The sequence below is a fragment of the Streptomyces sp. SS7 genome, from assembly GCF_037993025.1.
Lineage (GTDB): Bacteria > Actinomycetota > Actinomycetes > Streptomycetales > Streptomycetaceae > Streptomyces.
In genome coordinates, this window is sequence record NZ_CP141223.1 from 8,834,670 (window position 1) to 8,856,306 (window position 21,637).

Here is a 21,637-nt window from a genome sequence, read left to right on the forward strand (position 1 = left end):
TGTGAGTGATGTGAAGGATGCAGGGGTCGGAATGCCCCGGCCAGGTGCGGGGACGTGCCCGGGAAAGGCCAGAAGTGCCTGCTGGCGCGGGTATTGCGTCCGGTTCATCCAATTCGCGTTGATGTGGTTCGGGGTGTGAATGGAACGGGACTAGTGAATCACCTAGAATTTAAGTCAATAGTGCCGGTGGATACGTCGTGGATCGCGCGCACCGCTTTTCCCGTGACCGGCCGGCCGCCCCGGGGTTTTTCTCCTCGCGCGCGACGCCTTCTCGCCCGGCAGCGGCCCCGGCCCCGTCGGGTCGGGCCAGGAATTCGGTGCGGGGCAGGTGTCGGGGCGGGCTCAGGCGGGCAGCCTGATGCGAAACCACGCTCCCCGGCGCCCGGGTTCCAGCGACACGGTCCCGCCGTGCGCGGTGACGATGGCCGCCACGACGCTCAGGCCCAGCCCGTTCCCGCCGCCCGTGTCCGCGACCGGGGGGCGCGTCGCCGCCTTGCCGCCGTGGACGAACCGTTCGAAGGCCGAGTGCCGCAACTCGACGGGGATGCCGGGCCCGTCGTCGATCACCTCGATGACCCGGAAACCGTCCTCGGTGCCCAGCCCCAGCGCGGTGCGTGTGCCCCCGGGTGTGTGATGCCGTACGTTCGCCAGCAGGTTGGCGACCGCCTGGTAGAGCCGGTCCCGGTCGCCGACGACGGCGTGGGTGCCCGGCAGGATCGTGAGCCGGATGGGATGGTGCGGAGAACAGGCCTGGGCGTCGGCCACCACTTCCCGGCACAGCTGGGCGAGGTTGACCGGCTCGCTGCGCAGGGGCTGGCCGAGGTCCAGTCTGGCGAGGAGCATCAACTCGTCCAGGAGCGCGGACATACGGCGGGTCTCGTCGGCCATGCGGTCCATGACCAGGTCGAACTTCTCCACGTCGGCCAGTCCGCCCAGCCGCGCCAACTGGACGTAGCCGGAGATGGCGGTGAGGGGAGTCCGTAATTCGTGGCACGCGGTCGCCACGAACGCCATGATGCGCTGCTCGGACTTGCGCCGGTTTCCCCGGTCCCGGTGCAGTTGGGTGCCGAGCCCGATCGCCGCCAGCAGCGGCAGGAGCAGCAGGGCCAGCTTGAGCATCGCCCGTGAACCGGGGGCGCCCAGAGCCCCTTTGGGGCCGACGACCCCCATGCTCTGCCGGCTGCCGCGGATCACGGCCACCCGTTCGCGGCCGCCGCCCGCGGCACCCGCGTGGAGGGCCATCGCGTGCGTCAGGGTCGGCCTGACCGGCGGGGGTGGCCCTCCCTCCCGCGTCGGACCGGCGGACAGGACGAGGAGAAGCACCATGAGGGAGAGGGCGCCGACCGCCGCACCACCGTGCGGGGTCCACGCCGAGGTCAGGGGGCGAGGCACCGACACCGCAGTCTCCTCGTGGGTCTCTCGAAGATACACCTCACCGCCCGATCAGGGTCCCCTGCGCCAACGCGACGAAAACAAGCCTTGCTTGGCGGCACGATACCGAAGGGCCCTCTCCGGTCGGCAAGTGTTCGCGTGACCAGGTTGTTACAAGGCGCTATCGATGTCGACAGGTTGGTCGTACCAGGTGGGAAGGGGTGCGGGCGGATCAGCGGCCGAGGCGCCGTCGGGTCGGGGCGGCGCCGCCCTCGAGGCAGGGCCGGGCAGCCCGGCCGTCGGCCCGGCGGGCCGCGCGGGCCCCGGGGCCCACTGCCGGAGTGCCGAGCGCGGTGAAAAAGCACTGATCACAGGGCGTCGCGGGGCGCGGAAAGGGTCAGGCGCGCGGCCACCCGACCTCCGGCTCCGCCCCGCAGCGGGGGGACGCGAGGCAGTCCGGCCGTGACGAACTCCCGCCCCGTGGATCTAGGGGAATCCCTGGTTTTCGCGCAGGTGCGCGACACGGGGCGGGTGTCTGTGCAGGGCGCTTTCCCCGGTCCCGCGGGCCGTGGTCGCGCGGAAGGTGCTCAGCGGGGCGCCGTTGCGCTTCAGGGCAGTGGCTGAGGGGAGGTGGAGCCGAGGCGGCGCCCCGCGCTGGCGGGCAGGCTCACCCGGAACCAGGCGCCCCGCTCCGAGGGTTCGAGGTCGATCGAGCCGCCGTGCGCCGTGACCACCGCCGCCGCCACGCTCAACCCCAGCCCGCGTCCGGAGCATTGCGGCAGATCCGGATCCGTGGGGGAGGGATGCGGCGCGCGGAAGAACGGCTCGAAGATCCGGTCCCGCACACTGCCCGCGATCCCGGGCCCGTCGTCGATGACGTCGATGACATGGCGGTCCCCGTCCAGACCCAGCCGGACCTGGGCCGAAGTCTCCTCGGGGGTATGGGCCAGCACGTTGGCGAGCAGGTTGTCGATCGCCTGCTCCAGCCTCTGCCGGTCGCCCTCCACCCAGTGCGGGAAGGACTCCACCTCACAGCGCAGCGTGCGGGGAGCGCCGGGCGCCTGGGCCCGGTCCACCGCCTGGAGGCAGACCTGGGCCAGGTCCACCGGACGCTGTTCGAGGATGCCGCCGTGCCCCAGCCGGGCCAGCAGCAGCATGTCCTCGACCAGGCTGATCAGACGCCGGGTCTCCTTCTGGACGTGCCCCATGGCCTCGTCCAGTCGGCGTGGGTCGTCCAGCGCCCGGATCAGGGCCAGTTGGGTGTACCCGGTGATGGTGGTGAGCGGCGTGCGCAGTTCATGACTGGCGGCCTCGACGAGTTCGCACAGCCTGTTCTCGTCCTGTCGGCGGCGCAGGGCCGCCTCCTCGATGCGGCGCAGCAGGTAGTTGTACGTGTCGGCGGTGCGCTGCAGCTCCCTGGGCGGGTGCGTCGTGACCGGGACGCGCTCCGAGGGGTCCTCGCTGCCTTCCGCGATGCGTCGGGCGTCGGCCGACATCTCGCGCAGGGACACGCAGGCCCGACGACTGGTCCACAGGGCCCCGAGGGCCAGCGCGACGATCAGCGGGACGGCGGTGACCGTCTCGATGTCCACGAGCGTCCGTACGGTCGCCGCGTCGGCGGCCGTCGACCGGGCGGTGACCAGGTAGCCGCCCTCCGGCAGCCTGTCCACGAGGGCCCGAGCCGCCCGGCCGGGCACCGGCAGCGGCTGCTCGATACCGTCCCGCTCCCGCAACAGCGCCGCCGACATCGGCAGTCTGCCGAGCGGGGGTGTGGCCCCCGTCGGCAGGCGCACGACACCCCGGGCGTCGGTCACCACGGACGCGGAGTCCTGCTGTGACGGGTACCAGTCCCTCCCGGCGCGCAGTGCCTCCAACCGCAAGCGGTGGGTCTGGACGATCTGCTGGTCCGTGCGCTCCCGGAGGCGGTACGACAGCGCGCACACGCAGTAGAAGTCGGCCCCGAGCACCCCGATCGCGGCGATGACGAGGAATCCCCAGACGAGCCTGCGGGTCAAGGACGTGGTGGGGGCCGGACGGGAGCGGGCCCCCTGGTCCTTTCGACGGTTCTGGGAGGGGCACGCGGCGGTGGACATCCTCAGCCCTCCGTGAGGTGTCCGGGAGGGGCCGAGCGCACCAGATAGCCCGCCCCGCGCACGGTGTGGATGAGAGTCTGGTCGGTGTCGCCCAGTTTCCGCCGCAAATAGTAGATGTAGGTCTCGACGATTCCGGACTCGCCCCGGAAGTCGTAGCTCCACACGTTGTCGAGCATCTGGGCCTTGGAGAGCACCTGGTCGGCGTTCTCCAGGAGATAACGCAGTAACGCGAATTCCGTCGACGACAGCTGAACCGGCTGACCGTGTCTCCAGACCTCTCGCGTGTCCTGGTCCAGTTCCACCCAACCGGCGCGCAGCCTGCGGCCATTGGCCGGAGTCAGCTCACGGCCGCGGCGCATGACGGCCCGGATCCGGGCCACCACCTCGTTGAGGTCGAAGGGCTTGGTGACGTAGTCGTCGGCGAGTTCGAGGCCGCGGACCTTGTCCGCCACCGCGTCACGGGCGGTCACGAACAGGACGGGGGCGTTGACGCCCGCGCCGCGGAGGCTGCGGCAGACCTCGAACCCGTCCATGTCGGGCAGGACGACGTCGAGCAGAACGACGTCGGGGGCACAACTGGTCGCCAGGGCGAGCGCCTTGCTTCCCCGGTCGGCGGTGATCACCGCGAATCCGAGGAACTGCAACGCCATGGTGAGCATGGAGGCGATGCTGGACTCGTCCTCCACGACGAGCACGGTCGTTTTCGAGGACGTGTCGCTCTGGATCATCGTGTGCGCACCAAGTCGGTAAGAACCCATTGTTGTCGAGATCTGCCCGCGGAATCGAGGAAGCCGGGATCAGTGCTGTCGTTGTCATGATGGCACAGGGATGATCCATCGGATCGTATTCCGATCGTGCTCTGAGCGGACTTTGATGTATCTCTGAACTTCGTGGACTTTCCTGTCCTGACATGACCACACACGCGGAGCCGATACCCGACCTTCACCCACTCTTCGCGTCGGAGGGGATCGAGGATGTCGACGAAGTACGCCGCAGGGTCCGGTGGGAGATCTTCTCGGCCCTGACCGAGGTGGTGTCCGGCCAGGGCGACTGGAGCTGGCAGAGTGCGGCTCGCATCCGCGCGGAGGGCCGGGCGTGGGCGCGACGGGGCCGGTCCCTCGACGAACTGCTCGCCATGGTGGGCGGGATGACCCGCCACCTCATCAACCGCTGCACCGTCGGCGCCCATGACCAGGACGCCATGACGCACGAGGTGATGGTCCTGCGCCTCGGTGACGCCGGCAGGCTGGTGGGCCGTGAACTCAACTGCGGCTTCTTCGACGTGGGGATCGGCGGTGAGGACGCCCCCGAGCCTCCCCGCCAGGTTCCGGCGCCGCGCACCGCGGGGACTGCCGACGAGGCGCGCGCGGTGCTCGCCGTACGCGCTCTGTCGTGCACGATCGCCGACATCGACCGGGTCTTCCGCGGTCTGGCGGCGGCCGTGGTGCCGACGTCCGAGGACGGAGCCCACGTCCTGCTGCGGGCCGCCGGCCAGGAAGAGGCCGTCGCCCTCGCCCGGGAAGCCCACAAGGACCTTCCCGGCGACGTCTGGATCGCGGTCCACTGGCAGGAGCCCGGCCCCGGCACACCGGGCGGACGGGCGGTGCCGGAGGGCGGCGGGGTGTCGGTCGCCGACGGCATCTGCGCCACGCTCCTCGCCCTCGAGTGTCCTCCCGGGGTGTACGGACTCGACGACGTCCTGGTGGAGTACGGAGCGGCGGAGACCCCGGCCGTCTCCGAGCGGCTCCTCAAGATGGTCGAGCCGCTGAACGAACACCCCGTCCTCTGGGACACCCTGACCGCCCTCATCGCCGCCGACGGGGTCCGTCACCGCGCCTGCGAGCGGCTGGGCGTCCACCGCAACACGCTGGACCGGCGCCTGCAGCGGATCGGCATGCTCACCGGCCAGCGCCTCGACGGGCTGCGCGGTCTGTGCACCCTGCGTGCGGCTCTCGCCGTCGTCGCGGTGACCCGGCTCCAGCGCGCCGCGGGCCTGACCTGGTCCGAATCGACGACGCCGGGCGGGTGGTCCCCGGAGGACGCCCTTGACTTCGGCGGCCACGAGGCCGTTCCGGACGGCCCGCCCCCGCACGCCGCAGGCACGACCCGCCCGCGCGTGCCGGCCCCTCTTCGGTGACCGCGCCCCAGACCCACGCTCTCGGCTGAGCCCGGCTGAGCCGAGCCCTGCCCGAACTGCCCCTGCCGAACTGAGCCGAGCCGAGACAAGCCGGGCTGACAAGCCGGCCGTACGTTCTTCAGAGCGCCGTGGAGAAGGGTGGCGGTCACCGGTCGTGTGGTCAGCCGCGATGTGCGGCACCGGACCGACCCGCCCTGTTTCCCCTGTGCCGCCGAGGACGCCTCGCCCGCGGCCGCCCGCACCACCACCGCACGGGCCCGCCACCGCCCAGCGCCGACGACGAGACGGCGTCAGGCCCCCCCTGCCGCACGCTTCCCCCACTTCCCCCACCTCCCCTTGGGCCCCTAGGCCTCCTTGGTCTCCTGGACCCATGGCCCCCGGCCCTCGGGCCCACAAACCCGCCCCGCCGCCACGGCCCGTCCTCCGCGCAGGGGCGCACGACGCCGGTTCGGACCACACCCCCACGACGACTTCCGTTCTCTCCCCACCCGCATTTCCGCGAAGGGAACGCCCGTGTCCCCTCTTGTCACGTTCGAGATCCCGGAGACCGTCACCGGGACGCCCGAGGACGTCCGTCTGGGTCGGCAGCTGATCGAGGCCTGGCAGCGCGACGGCATTTATCAGGTAGCCGTCCCGGCCGGGCAGCGCGGGGTGGTCGCCGACGCCTACGCGGCGAGCCGGCGCTTCTTCTCCCTGCCGCTCGCCGAGAAGTCCCGGCACGTCAGCGACCTCAGCTACAGCGGATACGTCGCCTCCGGCGAGGAGGTGACCGACGGCGTCCAGGACGGCTCGGAGATCTTCACCGTCACCAAGGACGTCTCCCCGTACGACGCCCGGGTCGCCGAGAACTGGCCCTGCCACGGCCCCGTCCCCTGGCCCGGGGACTCCTACCGCGACGCCGTCAACGCCTACATGGCACAGTCCGGCGACCTCGGCGAGCGCATCCTCCGGCTCACCGCCCTCGGACTCGGCCAGGACATCGAGGCCTTCACCCGGCTGACCGACGACGGCTGGCACCACATGCGCGTCCTGCGCTTCCCCGCCGCCACGCCGGACACCGACCGCGGCATCGGCGCCCACACCGACTACGGACTGCTCGTCATCGCCACCCAGGACGAGACCGGCCAGGCCCTCTACATCCGTCCCCCCGTCGAGGGCGAGCGCCGCAACCGCAACTGGCTGCCCGAGGAGAGCGCCGCCGGCGTGTACGAGGACGACGACCACTGGACCTACGTCCCGCCGGTGCCGCACACCTTCACCGTCTTCCCCGGCGACCTCTTCCAGTTCGTCACCGGCGGGAGCCTGCTCTCCACCCCCCACAAGGTCAAGCTCGCCGACCGCGAACGCTACGCCTTCGCCTACTTCCACGAGCCGAGCTTCCAGGCCGCGGCCCGCCCGCTCGGCAGCACCGACGACTCCGAAGTCCTGCACTACGGCAGCCACTTCACCCACATGTTCTTGCGCTGCTATCCCGACCGCGTCACGACCCGGCGCATCCACGACGAGGGCAGGCTCTCCGTCCTGGACAAGCTGAGGGAAGAGGCCGCCGCCACCTCGTGACCCCGCTCGGGGCCGTGCGTCCGCGCGACGGCGTGGGTACGGCTCCGGGGGTACGACGCGCGGGCTCGGCCTTCCGCCGAGCCCGCCACGCCGGTTCCACACCGGAGCCGGAGTGCCGTCACGCCGTCAGCGCTGCAGTGTCAGCAGACCCGGGCGGTAGGGCAGGAGGCCGTAGTCACCGCCGGAGTTGGGGCTGCGCCCCTGGTAGAGCAACTGCAGGTTGCAGGGATCGACGGTCATGGTCTGATCGGGGCCGGTGCGGATCAGTTCGCCGTGGCTGATGTCATTGGTCCATGCGGCGCCGCTGTTGGCCTTGCCCGCGAAGGGGTTGCTCTCGGTCGCGGCCTGCGGCGTCCATGAGCCGTTCAGACTGGTGGCCGTGAACGAGCGGAAGTAGCGCCCCCGCGCGCCGATCGCCTCGACGATCATGAGGTAGCGGTTCTGGCCCTGCAGCTTGTAGACCTGCGGAGCCTCGAACAGGTTGTTGGTCGAGTCGCTCATGACCACCGTCGAGGTCGAGCCGAAGCTGCCCGGGAAGTTCCCGATCGGCATACTGGCCCGGTAGATCTTGCCGTTGTCACCGGCGAAGAACAGGTACATGTTCGTGCCGTCACCGATGAGTGTCTGGTCGATGGGTCCCGTTCCGGAGCCGGCGATGCTCCCGGAGAAGAGCACCTGCGGGGATGACCAGCCATTCGGGTTGGTGGGGTTGCTCGAGGTCCGGTAGGAGAAGGCGGTGCCGCCCCACTGGTAGGTGAGCACCCAGATGTTCTTCGGCGCGAAGTAGAAGAGCGTGGGCGCGACGGTCGAGGCCGACATCGTGTTCTGGCCTGCCGAGGCCATGTCCGACCAGTTGGTGAACAGGTTGAAGTTCATCGAACCCCAGCGCGTTCCCGTGTCGTGCGTCGTCGCATAGACCAGTTGCCGGCCGTTGTAGGGGACGACCGTGAAGTCCTTGAGCGAGACCCACCCGGCCTTGGGCTGTGCCAGCGCGCCCGTCGAGGTCCAGCGGTACGCCGAGGGAAGATCGCACGCGGCGGTGGAGCCGGCGCCCACCTTGACGAGCCGCCACTGCTGGTTCGTGCCGCCCCGGTCGTCGTACTGGACGACGTTCGCGTTCTCGGCGGTGGAGGCGCCCTGTACCTCCAGGGCTTTGCCGCTGTGGCGCGAGACGAGCCGCACGTAGCCGTCCGGGCTGTCGGCCAGCCGCCACTGCTGGTGGGTGGCGTTCCGGTCGGCCCACTGGACGATCGAGCCGCCGTTCGCGGTGGAGCGGTTCTGGACGTCCAGGACCTTGCCCGAGAGGCGGGACTCGATACGGAAGTAGCCGCCTCCGGAGTCGACGAACCGCCACTGCTGCTGCTTCTCGTCGTTCCTGGACCACTGGGTGATGCGGGCGCCGTCGCCGGTCGCCATGTCGTGGACGTCCAGGGCCTTGCCGCTGTTGCGGTTGACCAGCACGTACGAGGCGTGGGTGTCCACGGTCGCCGCGCCGGAGGGCTGGGCACCGAGGAAGACGGATACGAGCAGCAGGGGCGCCAGGACAGCGAGTAATCGCCTCAGACGGACCGCGGACCGGGCCGCGGACGGATGACGGAACCACATGGGAGGGCCTCCTTGGGGGTGGGGGTGAGGGGACCTCGGTGAAGCACGGAGCGGACATGCCGGGAGAGGGGGCGATCTCGAAAGTTTCGAAGATTTCCCGCAAGCTTCGACGCCACAAGCTAGGAATTCCGGGCCCTCTGGTCAAGAGCTGTCGCCGATGTGTCCACAAACAGCTCCTCCTTCTGAGCCGGACGGGCGTCCAACCGGCCGCAGGCGTAGGCAGTCCGGCCATGACGCTCTGGCGGCGCGCCGGATTCCGGAAGTTTCGAAGGGGTCCCGAAACTTCTTCTGTGAGGGCTATTGACGATGCATCGTCAATTCCTCAATCATCCGTGCCGGAGGGGCCGGTCGCGGTTCGAGATGTCGAACGATGGTGGACCGAGTCTGCGCTGCACTGCAGATCCACGCACTGCCCGGGTTCCGGCCCGCCCCGACCGGCTGCCGAGTGGGAGCGGGCCACGCATTCCCCTGCGCTTCAGTCCTTCTCCGATTCCTACCCTGGAGGCACAGTCATGGGCTGTCCTGCCCTTTCCAGAACAGTGATCCGCCGGAAGGTCCACGGCCTGCTGCTGGCGCTGGTCGCCGGCGCCCTCGGTGTGGTCGCCACGCTGGTCGCGTCGCCGGGCGCGCACGCCGCCGAGAGCACGCTCGGCGCCGCGGCGGCGCGGAGCGGCCGCTACTTCGGCACGGCCATCGCCTCCGGCAGACTGGGCGACTCGGCGTACACGACGATCGCGAGCCGTGAGTTCAACTCGGTCACGGCCGAGAACGAGATGAAGATCGACGCCACCGAACCGCAGCGGGGCCAGTTCAACTTCACGGCCGGCGACCGGGTCTTCAACTGGGCTGTGCAGAACGGCAAGCAGGTGCGCGGCCACACCCTGGCCTGGCACTCCCAGCAGCCCGGCTGGATGCAGAGCCTCAGCGGCAGCACGCTGCGCCAGGCGATGATCAACCACATCAACGGCGTGATGGCCCACTACAAGGGCCGGATCGCCCAGTGGGACGTCGTGAACGAGGCCTTCGCCGACGGCAGTTCAGGAGCCCGGCGCGACTCCAACCTGCAACGCACCGGCAACGACTGGATCGAGGTCGCCTTCCGCACCGCGCGCGCCGCCGACCCGGCCGCCAAGCTCTGCTACAACGACTACAACGTCGAGAACTGGACCTGGGCCAAGACCCAGGCCATGTACTCCATGGTCCGGGACTTCAAGCAGCGCGGCGTGCCGATCGACTGCGTCGGCTTCCAGTCGCACTTCAACAGCGGCAGCCCCTACAACAGCAACTTCCGCACCACCCTGCAGAACTTCGCCGCCCTGGGCGTCGACGTGGCGATCACCGAACTCGACATCCAGGGCGCTCCGGCCTCGACGTACACCAGCGTGACCAACGACTGCCTGGCCGTACCGCGCTGCCTCGGCATCACCGTCTGGGGTGTGCGCGACACCGACTCCTGGCGGTCGGAGCAGACGCCGCTGCTGTTCAACGGCAACGGCAGCAAGAAGCCCGCCTACACCGCCGTCCTCAACGCGCTCAACGGCGGTACCTCGACGCCGCCCCCCGCGGACTCCGCGACGATCAAGGGCGTCGGTTCGGGCCGGTGCCTGGACGTGCCCGGCACCAGCACCGCCGACGGCACCCAGCTCCAGCTCTGGGACTGCCACAACGGCACCAACCAGCAGTGGGCCGCCACGGCCGCCGGCGAGCTGAGGGTCTACGGCGACAAGTGCCTGGACGCCGCCGGCACCGGCGCGGGGACCAAGGTCCAGATCTACGGCTGCTGGGGCGGTGACAACCAGAAATGGCGCCTCAACTCCGACGGATCCATCGTCGGCGTCCAGTCCGGCCTCTGCCTCGACACCGCCACCGCAGGCACCGCCAACGGCACCCTGGTGCAGCTCTCCTCCTGCACGAACGGCGACAGCCAACGGTGGACCCGCACCTAGAGCCGCACCCCACCGCGCGCGGGGTGGAGCCGGGATCATCCCGGCTCCACCCCGTCGACGTCCGTCCGGACAGCGCCTTTCGAGCGCCGGTGACTCCCGTCGCCAACTGTTTCGGCTCGGCTCGCGGCCCTCTGTCATGGCCGGTAGACCATGCCCGGCTGCGCCTTGGCGGGAGCGAGTAGCTGCGACACCGTGACGATGGTGTAGCCGCGTTGTTCGAGCGCCTTGATGATCCCGGGGACGGCGGGCACGGTCCCCTTGTGCAGGTCGTGGAGCAGGATGATGCCGTCGCGATGGGTCTGGTCCAGCACCCTTCTGGTGATCAAGGCCGAGTCGGTCGTCTCGTAGTCCTTGGCCGTGACGCTCCACAGCACCTGAGCCAGCCCCAACTCCCGGCAGACCTCGGCTACTTTGCGGTTGGTGCGGCCCTCCGGAGGACGCATCAGGACCGGCCTCTCGCCGGTGATCCTCTCGATGGCGTCCTGCGTCCGGGCCAGTTCCCGACGGGCGCCGGCCTCGTCGAGATCTGTCAACCTGGGGTGGGTCCAGGTGTGGTCACCGATTTCGTGCCCCTCGGCCGCCATACGGCGCAGGATGTCCGGGTACTTCGCTATGTGGCCCTTGCCCTGTGCGAAGAACGTGGCGTGCAGCCCGTCCTGTCTGAGGATGTCCAGCAGCCCGGGGGTCGTCGGGCTGGGGCCGCCGTCGAAGCTCAGGGCCACGCACTTCGTCTTGCGGCAGTCGACGTTTCCGGCCACCTTTCCCTCTGCCCTGTTACGGGCGGCGCGCGGTGAGGTGTGATCGTAGGTCGTGACCGTCAAGGCCAGAGTCAGCGCGACTGCCAGGGCAGCGGCCACCGCTGTCAGGCCGGCGATGAGGATGCGCGGGCGTCTTGTTCGCCTGTCGAGGGGCATGCGAGATCTTTCTTCGGACGGAGTCACGGGGTTATGGCGTACGGATGACAGCCGGCCTCACGGCGGGATCCCGCACTCGCATGTCGAGCGTCAGGCGATGCCTCAGCAGGCGTCCGAGCCGACGCTCCACGGTTGTGTGGATGAGCAGGGACAGCCCCAGCACGCAGAGGACGGACACCGCCATCGAAGGCAGCGGCCCCAGCTTCGGAACGAGTCGGAGCAAACCCTTGGCCAAGGGAACTCCGACGCTCTGGTGGAGGAGGTAGAAGGGGTACGTGAGTCCCCCCGCGGTGACCAGCCAACGCCGGCGCAGCCTCGCCAGCGGTCCGTCGACACCGGCCAGCGCCAGCAGCCCGAGACAGACCGTGAGCACGACCGCGCACACGGCCCAGGAGGGCCGGCTCTCGCCGGTGGGTACGGTGGCGTGGTCGGCCACCCGGAGTTCGAGCACGGTGAGTTCGTAGGACCAGGCGAAGCCCAGCAGCAGCCACAGCAGGAGGCTCCGGCCGAACCTGTGCATGAGGTGGAGGACGATTCCGGCGACGAACAGACCGGTGTACCGGGGCAGTACGAACTCTTCCAGCAGGGGCGAGTGGAGTTCGAGCGTGATGACACCGGCCAGGAGCCAGGCTCCGCAGAAGGTCACCACCCGCCGGTACGACAGCCCGCGGACGAGCAGCACGGCCATCAGCAGGTAGAAGCGGGCCTCCACCCAGAGCGTCCAGCTGACTCCGTCGACCAGGTCGAGCCCCAGGGGGCCCGGGGCCATCGTCAGGTTTCCGAGGACGGTGCGAAAGTCGACGCGGGTGGCGGCGGGCCAGTGGCCCATCCGCGAGACAAGGACGAGCGCGACGACGAGGAGTACGGCGCACCAGTAGGCCGGGAAGAGTCGTGCGATGCGGGAGACGGTGAACTGTCCGGGAGTCCGCCCCCAGCAGCTCATGCAGATGACGAAGCCGCTGATGGCGAAGAAGAACTCGACGCCGAGCCAGCCGTAGCGGCTGATCTCGTGCAGGAACGGCACGAGGTCCCGGAGTTCGGTCCTTCCCCAGAAGTGCGAGGTGGGCGTCCCGAGGAAGTGGTACGCGGCCACCATGAGCGCTGCCGACAGGCGGAGCCCGTCTATCGCGGCCAGGCGTGCCGGCCCGCTCGGCGGTCCGGGAGACGGCATCTGGGAGACCGTCTCAGGCGGCGGGCAGAGGCGCGCGGCTGACACGTATCTTCGACTGGCCGTGCGGGCGCTGCTCCCAGTCCGCCATGAACCGCGCGTGCAGGCCGTGCCGCCTCGCCAGAGCCAGCAGCGTCTCGGTCCGGTAGTAGAAGTCCTCGCGCAGCACCTGGTGTTCGGTGCCCTCGGTGCGGTCGAAGGTGAAGTCGAAGAACCCGGTGTCGGTCAGCACCCGGCCGACGTGCGCCAGGCACTGGTCGATGACCTCCAGTGGCGAGTGGGAGAAGACGCTGTGCGCGTGGACCACGTCGAAGTGGTCGTCGGGCAGGAAGTCCAGGGTGAGGTCGCCGGTGATGGTCAGATGCGGCAGCTTGTCCTGGACACGGCGCTCGACCAGGGTCTTCTTGGCGGCTATCAGGATGTCGGGCGAGATGTCGATGCCGTAGTAGTTGCCCGTGTCGAGGTGGCTGATGAAGCGCCAGCCGCCGCGCAGGTTGCCGCAGCCGATGTCCAGCATGCGGTGGTCGGGCCGCAGCCCGTGTTCGACGAGGTAGTCGAACTGCATCTGCCCGAGCGCGAGCCAGCGGTCGTGCGTCTGGCTGCCGACGGCGGCCTCCGGGTTGCGGCGGGTGTCCGAGGCCATCACGGCACGGTAGTAGCCGACGTGGTCGGGGTGCTTGAGGCCCAGCCACGCGTCCCGGCCGGCCCGGCGCAGGTACGGGACGACGCGGCCGGGGTGGCGCAGGGCGTAACCGGTCTTGTGGGTGAGGGTGGCGCGGTTGTTGCGCAGTTTCTTCGGTGACGTGGCGTCGGCGGGCATGGCGAAGCGACCTCCGTGCGGTTGCAGCAGGGGAACCCTGGTGAAGGAGAAAGACAGACAGGCGGACGGGCGGACAGGCGGAGCGGACGGTCCCGATCCGGTCGCCGCGGTCAGACGCGGCGGCGCAGGAGCAGGACGGTGAGGACCGTGAGCAGTGCGGCGAGGCCGCCGAGGACGGCGGTGTCGGTCCACTGGAAGGTCCAGTAGTCACCGGCGGGGTTGGCCTCGTAGAAGCGGGACACGTACCCGTGCGCCGCCATGCACTCCTTGAGCTGGGCACCTGACGGATAGGGGCAGTTCAGCACGTCGTCGTGGCGGCCGGAGGAGGTGATCAGGCCGTAGGTGCCGGTCGACCACTTCTCTCCCATGGGCGCCTTGGGGGTGGGGCCGGTGCTGACGTAGGTGTGCGGCGGGACCAGCAGCCGGGTCCGGTGCGTCCACTCCAGCAGGAGCGTCGTCACCCCCGTCACCAGCAGGGTCAAGCCCATCGCTGCCAGGACCCGGCGGGCCAGCAGGCCCAGCAGGGTGCCGGCCGCCAGGCCGAACAGAGCGGCCGCGACGACGCGGGGGCCCGAGCCGCTCAGGGCCGTTTCGTCGTACCAGAACAGGCCGTAGCTCCGGTCGGCGGCCGGCCGCCACCACCACGCGAACACTCCTGCCAGCAGGGCGGAGAGGGCCGTCGTGATCAGCGCCGCGAGGGCGAACCGGGAGGCGAACCACTGCCCGCGGCTCACGCCCTGGGCGAGGATCATGCGGTGCGTGCCCAGTTCCCGGTCGCGGCCCAGCAGCGGGGCGCCCCAGAAGACGCCGATGGCGACGGGCAGGGCGATGTTCAGCGCCCCGAGGTACTTCAGTGGCTCGACGTCCAGCAGCAGGGGCAGGCCGGTGTCGGACCGGGTGCAGTACAGCGGCCCGGTGGCGCAGTGGTCGAACAGCCCGCTGTGCAGGGCGTCGAGCATGTCCGAGCGGTAGTACGCGGCGATCGCCGCGGCGAGGAGCAGAGTGACCGCGCCGATGCCGGCGGAGACGCGTTGCTGTCGCCAGGCGAGCCAGAGGGAGCCTTTCATGCGGCCGCCTCCGTCGGCTCGGCGGGGGCGGTGCGGGGGTGCCCCGGCTCTGCGGCCTGGAGGTAGCCGATCAGGACGTCCTCCAGTCCGGGCCGTTCGACGTGCCATGTGCCGTGCAGGGGGCCGTGCTGCCGTATCAGGGCGGTCAGCTGTCTGCCGCCGGTACGGCTCCGCACGACGGTGTGCTGTGCGGCCAGCGTGTCCGCCTGGTCGGTGGGCCCGGTCAGTACGGCATGGCTCCGGCGCATTGTCTCGGCATCCTCGCTGAGCTCGACGCGGCCGTCCCGCAGGACCAGCACCCAGTCGCAGGTCTCCTCCAGTTCGGGCAGGACGTGCGAGGACAGCACGATGTTCGTGCCGCGCTCCGCGGCCTCGGCCATCAGCTCCGCCATGATCTCGCCTCGTGCCACGGGGTCGAGGTCGGCCAACGGCTCGTCGAGAAGCAGGAGTTCGGGCCGTTTGCCCAGTGCCAGGGCGAGCGCGACGCGAGTGCGCCGCCCAGGGGAGAGTTCGCCGACGCGGGCGTGTGGCGGGATGCCGCCCTCGTGGACGATCCGCTCGGCGGTCGTCCGGTCCCACGAAGAGTTGAGCCTCTCGCCCATCAGCAGGGTGTCAGCCACGGTGAAACGGGGGTAGAGCGGCTTGTCCTGGGTGAGCAGCGCGACCCGGTTGCGGGCCTCGGCCGTGCCGGGTACGGCGCCCAGCGTCCGCAGTTCCCCGCGGCTGGGCCGCAGCAGGCCGCCGGCCAGGTGCAGCAGGGTGCTCTTGCCCGCGCCGTTGCGTCCGACGAGTGCGGTGATACGACCGCCCGGCACGGTGAACTCGCAGTCCCGTAGGGCCCAGCCGCCCCTCATGCGGTACCGGAATCCCAGTCCTGTGGCGCAGAGCGCGGCCGACGCGTCAGGCCCGGTCATACGTCCTCCTTCGTCTTGCGTCCCCGGTCGCCCGGGGTCCTGCTCTCGTGCTCGTGCTCGTGCTCGTTGTCGTAGGCGTCCAGGACGGCCGTGACCAGGGCGAGGACATCGGCCCGTTCCAGCCCGGCGGCCCGCGCGCGGGCCACCAGGTCGGTGGCGTCGCGGCGCAGCGGGGAGTCGTCCTCCGCGCCGGGCCGGGCGAGCGACCGCGTCACGAAGGTCCCGAGGCCACGGCGCAGTTCGACCAGACCGGCCTGCTCCATGTCGCGGTAGGCCCGCAGCACCGTGTTGGGGTTGATGGCGGTAGCCGCCACCACCTCCCTCGCCGTGGGCAGCTTGTCCCCGACCTGCAGGGTGCCCATCCGCAGCGCTCGTTCGGTCTGCTCGACGATCTGGACGTAGGCCGGTACACCGCTGCCACGGTCGACCCGGTAGTCGATCACATCGGCTTCCTCTGCTCCACCATGCTTGTGTTAATGAATTAATGGAAGCATGGTGGATGTCCGGCGGCGATGTCAAACACGCGGGGGAGAACCACTGCCCACCGGATCAACGGCCGCCGACGGCGCCTGCTCCCCGACACCCTCGACACCGGCTGGAAAATTTCCTCCACCCCACCGTCTGGATCCGGCCGGGGTTGCGGCGGAGCAGCGACCGCACCTCCTCGGCGAACCGGAGCGGTGTGCCGCGCTGCGCGCGGCAGGTGCACGCGATGCCGTCACCTCCGTTTCACACGACACCCATCGCCGCTGGCGCGCTGTGCTGAACCAATACGATCTCGCCCCGGCCTTGACTTGGACGGACACCGGACCGTGCACCCCTGAGCGCCGCGTGGCCGGCTATCGGCGTCTGAGGCCGGATCAGCTGCATTGCGACGCGCTCGACGAACTCGTACCGTTACAGGTCGGCGGCGACGCCGCCGGCGACCGGTCTCGCTTGCCTTCGCCCTGCTCCCGCCCGGCGACTCGAATGATGAAGCGGACTGACCTCGCCGCCCGCATCTACGCTCGTCGTGTGTCCCTCGCCGTGCGCCGTGTGGACCGGCGGGGGATCAGGACCGGTTGTACGAGCCGACGCCGGTCCACCCCGACGCGGCCGTTGATGACGGCGACCAGCAGATCGACCGCCGCCTCGCCGGTGCGGTCCGGTCGGAGACTGAGCGCGGTGACGGGTGGTGTGGTCGTGGCGTAGTCGGGGTCCTCACTGACACAGGCCACCAGGAGATCCCGCGGTACCCGAAGACCGTGGTCGCGCGCGACGGCGAGGATGTTGTGACCGGAGTCGGAGTAGACGCCGATGACGGCGTCCGGTCTCGGATCGCGGTCGAGCAGCCGCGCGACCGCCTTCTGTTCCGCCGTGAAGTAGTCGGGCATCGCCGCGTACTCCTCCACCAGGATCTGCATGTCCTGGTCGGCGCACCAGAGCCGGTAGGCGTCGGCGATCAGGTGCGGGTACGTGTTGTCGTGCACGGGCAGGGTGAGCCCGATCCTCCGGGCACCGGCCGCAGCGAGGTGGTCGAGCAGGAGCCGCAGACCTGTGTCGTGGTCGGCGTCGACCCACGTGTCGCACCCGTTCCCTTCGGGCGGCCGGCCTTCGCAGACCATGGGGATGCCCCGCTCGAGCAGCAGGGAACGTACGTGGTCGTCCGCGCGCGGGCCGACGTGGATGACGCCGTCCATCGGCGTGTTCAGCCACATCCACGACGACATCGAGTTCGGCATCACCTGCAGCAGGTAACCGCGGTTGTGTGCCGCCGCCATGGCAGCCAGCACCAGGTGCGCGTAGAACGGGATCTCGGTGTAGGGGACGCGCAGGTTGCCGTACGTCGTCATGGTCAGGCCGAGCACTCCGGTGGCTCCGCGCGCCAGGGCGCGGGCGGTGCTGGCGGGGGCGTAGCCGAGTTCGCCCGCTGCGGCCAGGACGCGTTGCCTGGTCGCCTCGGAGAGCCGACCGGTGCCGTTGAGCGCGTTGGACACCGTGGCCGTCGACACGCCGGCCCGGGCGGCCACGGCGTCCAGCGTGGGACGTCGCCAGACACGCGAACTCGTCATGCGGACCCCACGTTCCCAACTGCACTGTGACGCCTTGCGGTTAAGAGCTTAATCAGTCAGCGTACCCGGCGTCGGCCCCGGCTGCCGGTTGGCGGGGCTCAGGCGTGGACACGTCACCAGGACATGAAGAGGACGCGGTGGAAGCGACATATACGCAGGTGCGGCGAAGCACCACATCTCCGGTCGGTGCGGCGCGGCGCGCGCTGTGGACCTTCGTTGTCGTCAACGTGGTGATCGTCGAGGTGCTGTTCCTCAGCGCTGGCACGGGTAAGAACGCAGTGCTCACGGTCGCCAAGTTCTTCGGCCTGCACGCCGCCGTACTGATGCTCTTCCAACTGCTGCTGGTGGCACGGCTGCCGTGGCTCGATCGCCGCATCGGCATGGACCGGTTGACGGTGTGGCACCGATGGGTCGGCTTCACCCTGCTGTGGACCATCCTCGCCCACGCCGGCCTGGTGGTGCTGGGCTACGCGAAGCTGAGTGGCACCTCACTGCCGAAGACGTTCTCCTCGCTGGCCGACGTGCCGGCCTCCCTGCTGGGGATGTGCGCGGCGGCGATCGTCGCGGTGATCGCCGTGGTCTCCGCCCGCTCCGTGCGACGGCGGCTGCCCTACGAGGTCTGGCACGGTCTGCACCTGCTGCTGTACGTGGCGTTGGGGCTGGCGTTCGTCCACCAGTTGCAGGAGACCACGACGTTCAAGTCCTCCGCCTTCGCGGAGATCTACTGGTGGGCCTTGTGGTTGTTCGCCTTCGGTGCCCTGATCGCGGGGCGGGTCGTCATGCCGCTGTGGCGCAACGTCTATCACCGCTTCGAGGTCGCCGCCGTAGTGATGGAATCCGACAACGCGGTGTCTGTGCACGTCACCGGCCGCCACCTCGACAGACTGCCGGTCCAGGCGGGGCAGTTCTGCATCTGGCGGTTCCCCGGGCACAACCCCTGGTGGCTGGCCAATCCGTTCTCGCTGTCGGCAGCGCCCGACGGCAGGACGCTGCGCCTGACCGCCAAGGCGGTAGGCAGCACCAGCGCCGGACTGCGGCACCTCGAGGTCGGCAGCCGCGCCTTCGTGGAGGGCCCGTACGGCGCGTTCACATCACTGCACCGAACACGGTCCGGTGCGTTGCTGATCGCCGGAGGCGTCGGCATCACGCCCGTCCGCGCGCTGCTGGAGGAGGAATCGGCCGGTGATGTCGTCGTGCTGTACCGCGTGCGCAGCGAGAGCGACGCGGTACTGGTCGACGAGGTACGTACCCTCGTGGCCCACCACGGCGGCCGGCTGCACCTGCTCACCGGTCCACGGGGCGAGGGAGCGTCGCCCTTCGAGCCGGACGGTCTGAGTGCTCTGGTCCCGGACGTGGCCGAACGCGACGTGTATGTCTGCGGGCCGCCGGCGATGACCTCGACCGTGCTCAGTGCCCTGCGCACGCTGGGGGTTCCCCGAGGACAAGTGCACGCCGAGCGGTTCGGTCTGGCCTGAGGCACACCGGTGCCTGGGTCGGCGTTGACATAGCTGCCGCCTCCACCGACCCAGTGCGCACGGTGTCCACGTGAACGCCGACGCGGTTGGCGATGCGCGCGTTGGCCCGGCCCGGGGCCGCCAGCACCACGATGCGCCCGCACCCGGGCCTGATGCGGGGTCTTGTGGCCCCGGGCCGCTTCTCTTCTTGAGCGGGCGCCGCTCAGCGGCGGTCGGGAGTACCGGACGGGCTGCGGCAACAGGCATGAAGGGCGGACCGATCGGATGAAGTGGATCAGGCCTTGCCGCCATCTGCCGCACCTGCCTCGGCGAGCAGGGTTCGCCACGCGGCACGGATCGGGCAGCAAGGAGCGGCGAGATCAGGTTCGGCACTCTGCCGATGCCGGCTGCCGGTCAGCGCGCTCGGCCTTCAGCCGGTGCCCGGGAATGGCCATCAGTGGCCCAGGCCAGCAGCATCCGCAGGGCGTCGTGCGATGCGCTGCCAGGCTCGGCGGCATACGTGATCAGCGCCTGCTCGGGATCGTCCGCTGCGCGCAGAGTCTCGTAGGCCAGTTCCAGATCGCCGACCACCGGATGGTGGAATCGCTTGGTCCCCGAGGTCTTGTCCCGCACCGGGTGCTCTGCCCACCAGCGGCGGAAGTCCTCGCTCTTCATCGACAGTTCGCCGATCAGGCTCGCCAATCGGGGGTCCTCGGGGTGACGTCCTGCGTCCAGGTGGGCGAAGGCCAGCACCGGGGCGAGCAGCAGACTCACCGCGTAGACCCGGAACGGAACGCGCCAGCCCGCCGCGCCGGCTGCTCCGCCGAGCACGAAGAACGCTGTGGCGGACGCGGAGGCGCACATGGTCTGCAGGGCGAGGTACCTCACCCGCCGGTGACCGGAGTAGTAGTGTGCCGAACAGCGCGTACAGGACGGTCGCCACCAGCAGCAGACGCTTGCGGCCCAAGCGATCGACGATCACGCCGGCGAACGGGGCCAGCAGCGCCAGAACCAGCGCCGGAACAGTCAGCGCCAGGGGAACCAGCGCCTTGGCGCCGGGGGCCGACGCGAAGTGGTCCTGCATCTTCGGCAGCACAGGAGCGATCAGTACCGCTCCCAGCACGGGCAGACAGCTGCCCGCCATCAGCGCGGTCACCCGCAGCTGATGCGCCGGACCCGACACGCTCACCGGCGGAGGGGTGGAGTCGTCGACAGTGGTGGAGGGCACGGGCACGGCAGCGGGCCTGGTGACTCCAGGGGGACGAAGTATGGGAGCGGGCATGCCGCACAGGCGCTCTCGGCGCTCGGCATGCTGCGGAGGACCTCACGCCGATCGGGAACCGGGGACGTGGCGTGCGGGTGGGACGACCATGCGGCCTCGGGGGCCCGCTGCCCCCCACCCCCGCGCGATCGGTATTCCGGATTCGGCGCCTCCATGGAACGAATGGGGATGTCACGGTCCGGGCAGGGCGGACGGTGATGCGTCAGCGGCATCGGAGTATGAAAGGCGCGGGGGCGTGCGGGTCGGGCTCGGGTACGCCCGGCCCGACCGGCTGTGCCCGGATCGGATCAGGAGCGGCTCCGGGGACGTCGGCGAGCCACCGGCAGGGGCACCGGCTCGGTGCCGGGGACGACGGTGTTGCGGACGGAGCCGAGGACGTCCGCGGTGAGGGTGACGGTGTCGCCGGGCTTCAACGGCGGCGGGACCCGCTCGCCCCGGATGCCCCACAGTTCGGCCAGGCAGCCGCCGTTTCCGCAGGTGCCCGAGCCGAGGACGTCGCCGGGGCGGACGACGGTGCCGCGTGAGGCGTGGGCGATCATCTCCTCGAAGGTCCAGCTCATGTTGGACAGCAGGTCCTTGCCGACGACCTCGCCGTTGATCTCCGAGGTCAGGGCGAGGCGCAGGAAGCCGTCCGGGTCGCGGTACGGCTCCACCTCGTCCCCAGTCACGAGGTAGGGGCCGAGGGTGGTGGCGGTGTCCTTGCCCTTGCAGGGGCCGAGGCCCACCTGCATCTCGCGGATCTGAAGGTCACGGGCCGACCAGTCATTGAACAGGGTGTATCCGGCGATGCGGTCGCGCGCTTGCTCGGGCGTCAGGTCGCGGCCCTCGCGGCCGATGACCACCGCGACCTCGAGTTCGAAGTCCAGCACCTTGCTGCCGGGCGGATACGGGACGTCGTCGTGCGCGCCGATGAGGGCTTGAGGGTTGGTGAAGTAGAAGGTGGGCGCGTCGTACCACGCCTCGGGTACGCCGCGGTCACCGGAGCGCCGTACGCCCTCGATGTGTTCTTCGAAGGTGTAGAAGTCCCGCACGGAAGGCGGTTCCAGGGGCGGGAGCAGCCGTACGGCGTCCAGCGCGACGGGGTCTGCGGTGGGTGGGAGGTCGGTGGCCGCTCGCGGGAGTCCGGAGCGGATCAGGTCGAGCAGTGTCGTGCCGTCGGGGAAGGCGCGTACGGCGGCACCGTCGATCACGCCGCAGTTGCGGCGGCCCTGATACTCGTAGGTGGCGAAGCGCATGGGGGCTCCAGGGGGCTGGG

At 70.1% G+C, this 21,637-nt stretch carries 16 protein-coding genes and 1 pseudogene; 4 read left to right on the forward strand and 13 right to left on the reverse strand.

The annotated features are described in order from the left end of the window. Positions 1–342 precede the first annotated feature (342 nt). The 3 genes from U5640_RS39855 to U5640_RS39865 form a co-directional block, all read right to left on the reverse strand. Complete coding sequence (locus U5640_RS39855; protein WP_340384100.1) at positions 343–1,398, reverse strand: HAMP domain-containing sensor histidine kinase; 1,056 nt, start codon at positions 1,396–1,398, stop codon at positions 343–345. 581 nt (positions 1,399–1,979) lie between these two features. Then, positions 1,980–3,464 (reverse strand): HAMP domain-containing sensor histidine kinase, encoded by a 1,485-nt coding sequence (locus U5640_RS39860; RefSeq protein WP_340384101.1) that lies wholly within the window; start codon positions 3,462–3,464, stop codon positions 1,980–1,982. A 2-nt stretch (positions 3,465–3,466) separates the two neighbouring features. Further along, the gene (locus tag U5640_RS39865) at positions 3,467–4,192 is read right to left on the reverse strand and encodes a response regulator transcription factor (protein WP_340384102.1); all 726 of its coding nucleotides are present in this window, start codon (positions 4,190–4,192) and stop codon (positions 3,467–3,469) included. Positions 4,193–4,374: 182 nt separating this feature from the next. On the opposite strand from U5640_RS39865, the gene U5640_RS39870 reads away from it, so the two are divergent. Both U5640_RS39870 and U5640_RS39875 read left to right on the forward strand, forming a co-directional pair. Further along, positions 4,375–5,601: a helix-turn-helix domain-containing protein gene (locus U5640_RS39870; RefSeq protein WP_340384103.1), complete on the forward strand. Its 1,227-nt coding sequence runs from the start codon at positions 4,375–4,377 to the stop codon at positions 5,599–5,601. 513 nt (positions 5,602–6,114) lie between these two features. Next, complete coding sequence (locus U5640_RS39875; RefSeq protein ID WP_340384104.1) at positions 6,115–7,161, forward strand: 2OG-Fe(II) oxygenase family protein; 1,047 nt, start codon at positions 6,115–6,117, stop codon at positions 7,159–7,161. A 126-nt stretch (positions 7,162–7,287) separates the two neighbouring features. On the opposite strand, the gene U5640_RS39880 is transcribed toward U5640_RS39875, so the two are convergent. Continuing rightward, the gene (locus U5640_RS39880) at positions 7,288–8,766 is read right to left on the reverse strand and encodes a non-reducing end alpha-L-arabinofuranosidase family hydrolase (RefSeq protein ID WP_340384105.1); all 1,479 of its coding nucleotides are present in this window, start codon (positions 8,764–8,766) and stop codon (positions 7,288–7,290) included. A gap of 512 nt (positions 8,767–9,278) precedes the next feature. Here U5640_RS39880 and U5640_RS39885 point away from each other — a divergent pair. Next, the gene (locus U5640_RS39885; protein ID WP_340384106.1) at positions 9,279–10,712 is read left to right on the forward strand and encodes an endo-1,4-beta-xylanase; all 1,434 of its coding nucleotides are present in this window, start codon (positions 9,279–9,281) and stop codon (positions 10,710–10,712) included. A gap of 134 nt (positions 10,713–10,846) precedes the next feature. On the opposite strand, the gene U5640_RS39890 is transcribed toward U5640_RS39885, so the two are convergent. The 7 genes from U5640_RS39890 to U5640_RS39920 form a co-directional block, all read right to left on the reverse strand. Continuing rightward, positions 10,847–11,626: a polysaccharide deacetylase family protein gene (locus U5640_RS39890; protein ID WP_340384107.1), complete on the reverse strand. Its 780-nt coding sequence runs from the start codon at positions 11,624–11,626 to the stop codon at positions 10,847–10,849. Positions 11,627–11,657: 31 nt separating this feature from the next. After that, positions 11,658–12,797, reverse strand: coding sequence for an acyltransferase (locus U5640_RS39895; protein WP_340384108.1), 1,140 nt, complete (start codon positions 12,795–12,797; stop codon positions 11,658–11,660). A 13-nt stretch (positions 12,798–12,810) separates the two neighbouring features. Beyond that, positions 12,811–13,614, reverse strand: a complete 804-nt coding sequence (locus tag U5640_RS39900; protein ID WP_340384109.1) for a class I SAM-dependent methyltransferase — start codon at positions 13,612–13,614, stop codon at positions 12,811–12,813. Positions 13,615–13,724: 110 nt separating this feature from the next. Continuing rightward, on the reverse strand, positions 13,725–14,681 hold the full coding sequence (locus tag U5640_RS39905; RefSeq protein ID WP_340384110.1) for a transporter: 957 nt from the start codon (positions 14,679–14,681) through the stop codon (positions 13,725–13,727). Further along, a complete protein-coding gene (locus U5640_RS39910; protein WP_340384111.1) occupies positions 14,678–15,595 on the reverse strand; it encodes an ABC transporter ATP-binding protein in 918 nt (305 codons plus the stop codon). The genes U5640_RS39905 and U5640_RS39910 overlap by 4 nt, the downstream gene beginning before the upstream one ends. After that, the gene (locus U5640_RS39915; protein WP_340384112.1) at positions 15,592–16,038 is read right to left on the reverse strand and encodes a GntR family transcriptional regulator; all 447 of its coding nucleotides are present in this window, start codon (positions 16,036–16,038) and stop codon (positions 15,592–15,594) included. The genes U5640_RS39910 and U5640_RS39915 overlap by 4 nt, the downstream gene beginning before the upstream one ends. Positions 16,039–16,596: 558 nt before the next feature. Then, positions 16,597–17,646: a LacI family DNA-binding transcriptional regulator gene (locus U5640_RS39920; protein ID WP_340384113.1), complete on the reverse strand. Its 1,050-nt coding sequence runs from the start codon at positions 17,644–17,646 to the stop codon at positions 16,597–16,599. A 158-nt stretch (positions 17,647–17,804) separates the two neighbouring features. On the opposite strand from U5640_RS39920, the gene U5640_RS39925 reads away from it, so the two are divergent. Continuing rightward, positions 17,805–19,121 carry a ferredoxin reductase family protein gene (locus U5640_RS39925; RefSeq protein ID WP_340385615.1) on the forward strand — a complete coding sequence of 439 codons (1,317 nt, stop codon included), beginning with the start codon at positions 17,805–17,807 and terminating at the stop codon, positions 19,119–19,121. 393 nt (positions 19,122–19,514) lie between these two features. On the opposite strand, the pseudogene U5640_RS39930 reads toward U5640_RS39925, so the two are convergent. Both U5640_RS39930 and U5640_RS39935 read right to left on the reverse strand, forming a co-directional pair. After that, positions 19,515–20,382, reverse strand: a pseudogene (locus U5640_RS39930) (MFS transporter). A gap of 287 nt (positions 20,383–20,669) precedes the next feature. After that, entirely contained in the window at positions 20,670–21,617 is a 948-nt protein-coding gene (locus U5640_RS39935) for a fumarylacetoacetate hydrolase family protein (protein ID WP_340384114.1), read from the reverse strand. Positions 21,618–21,637 lie beyond the last annotated feature (20 nt).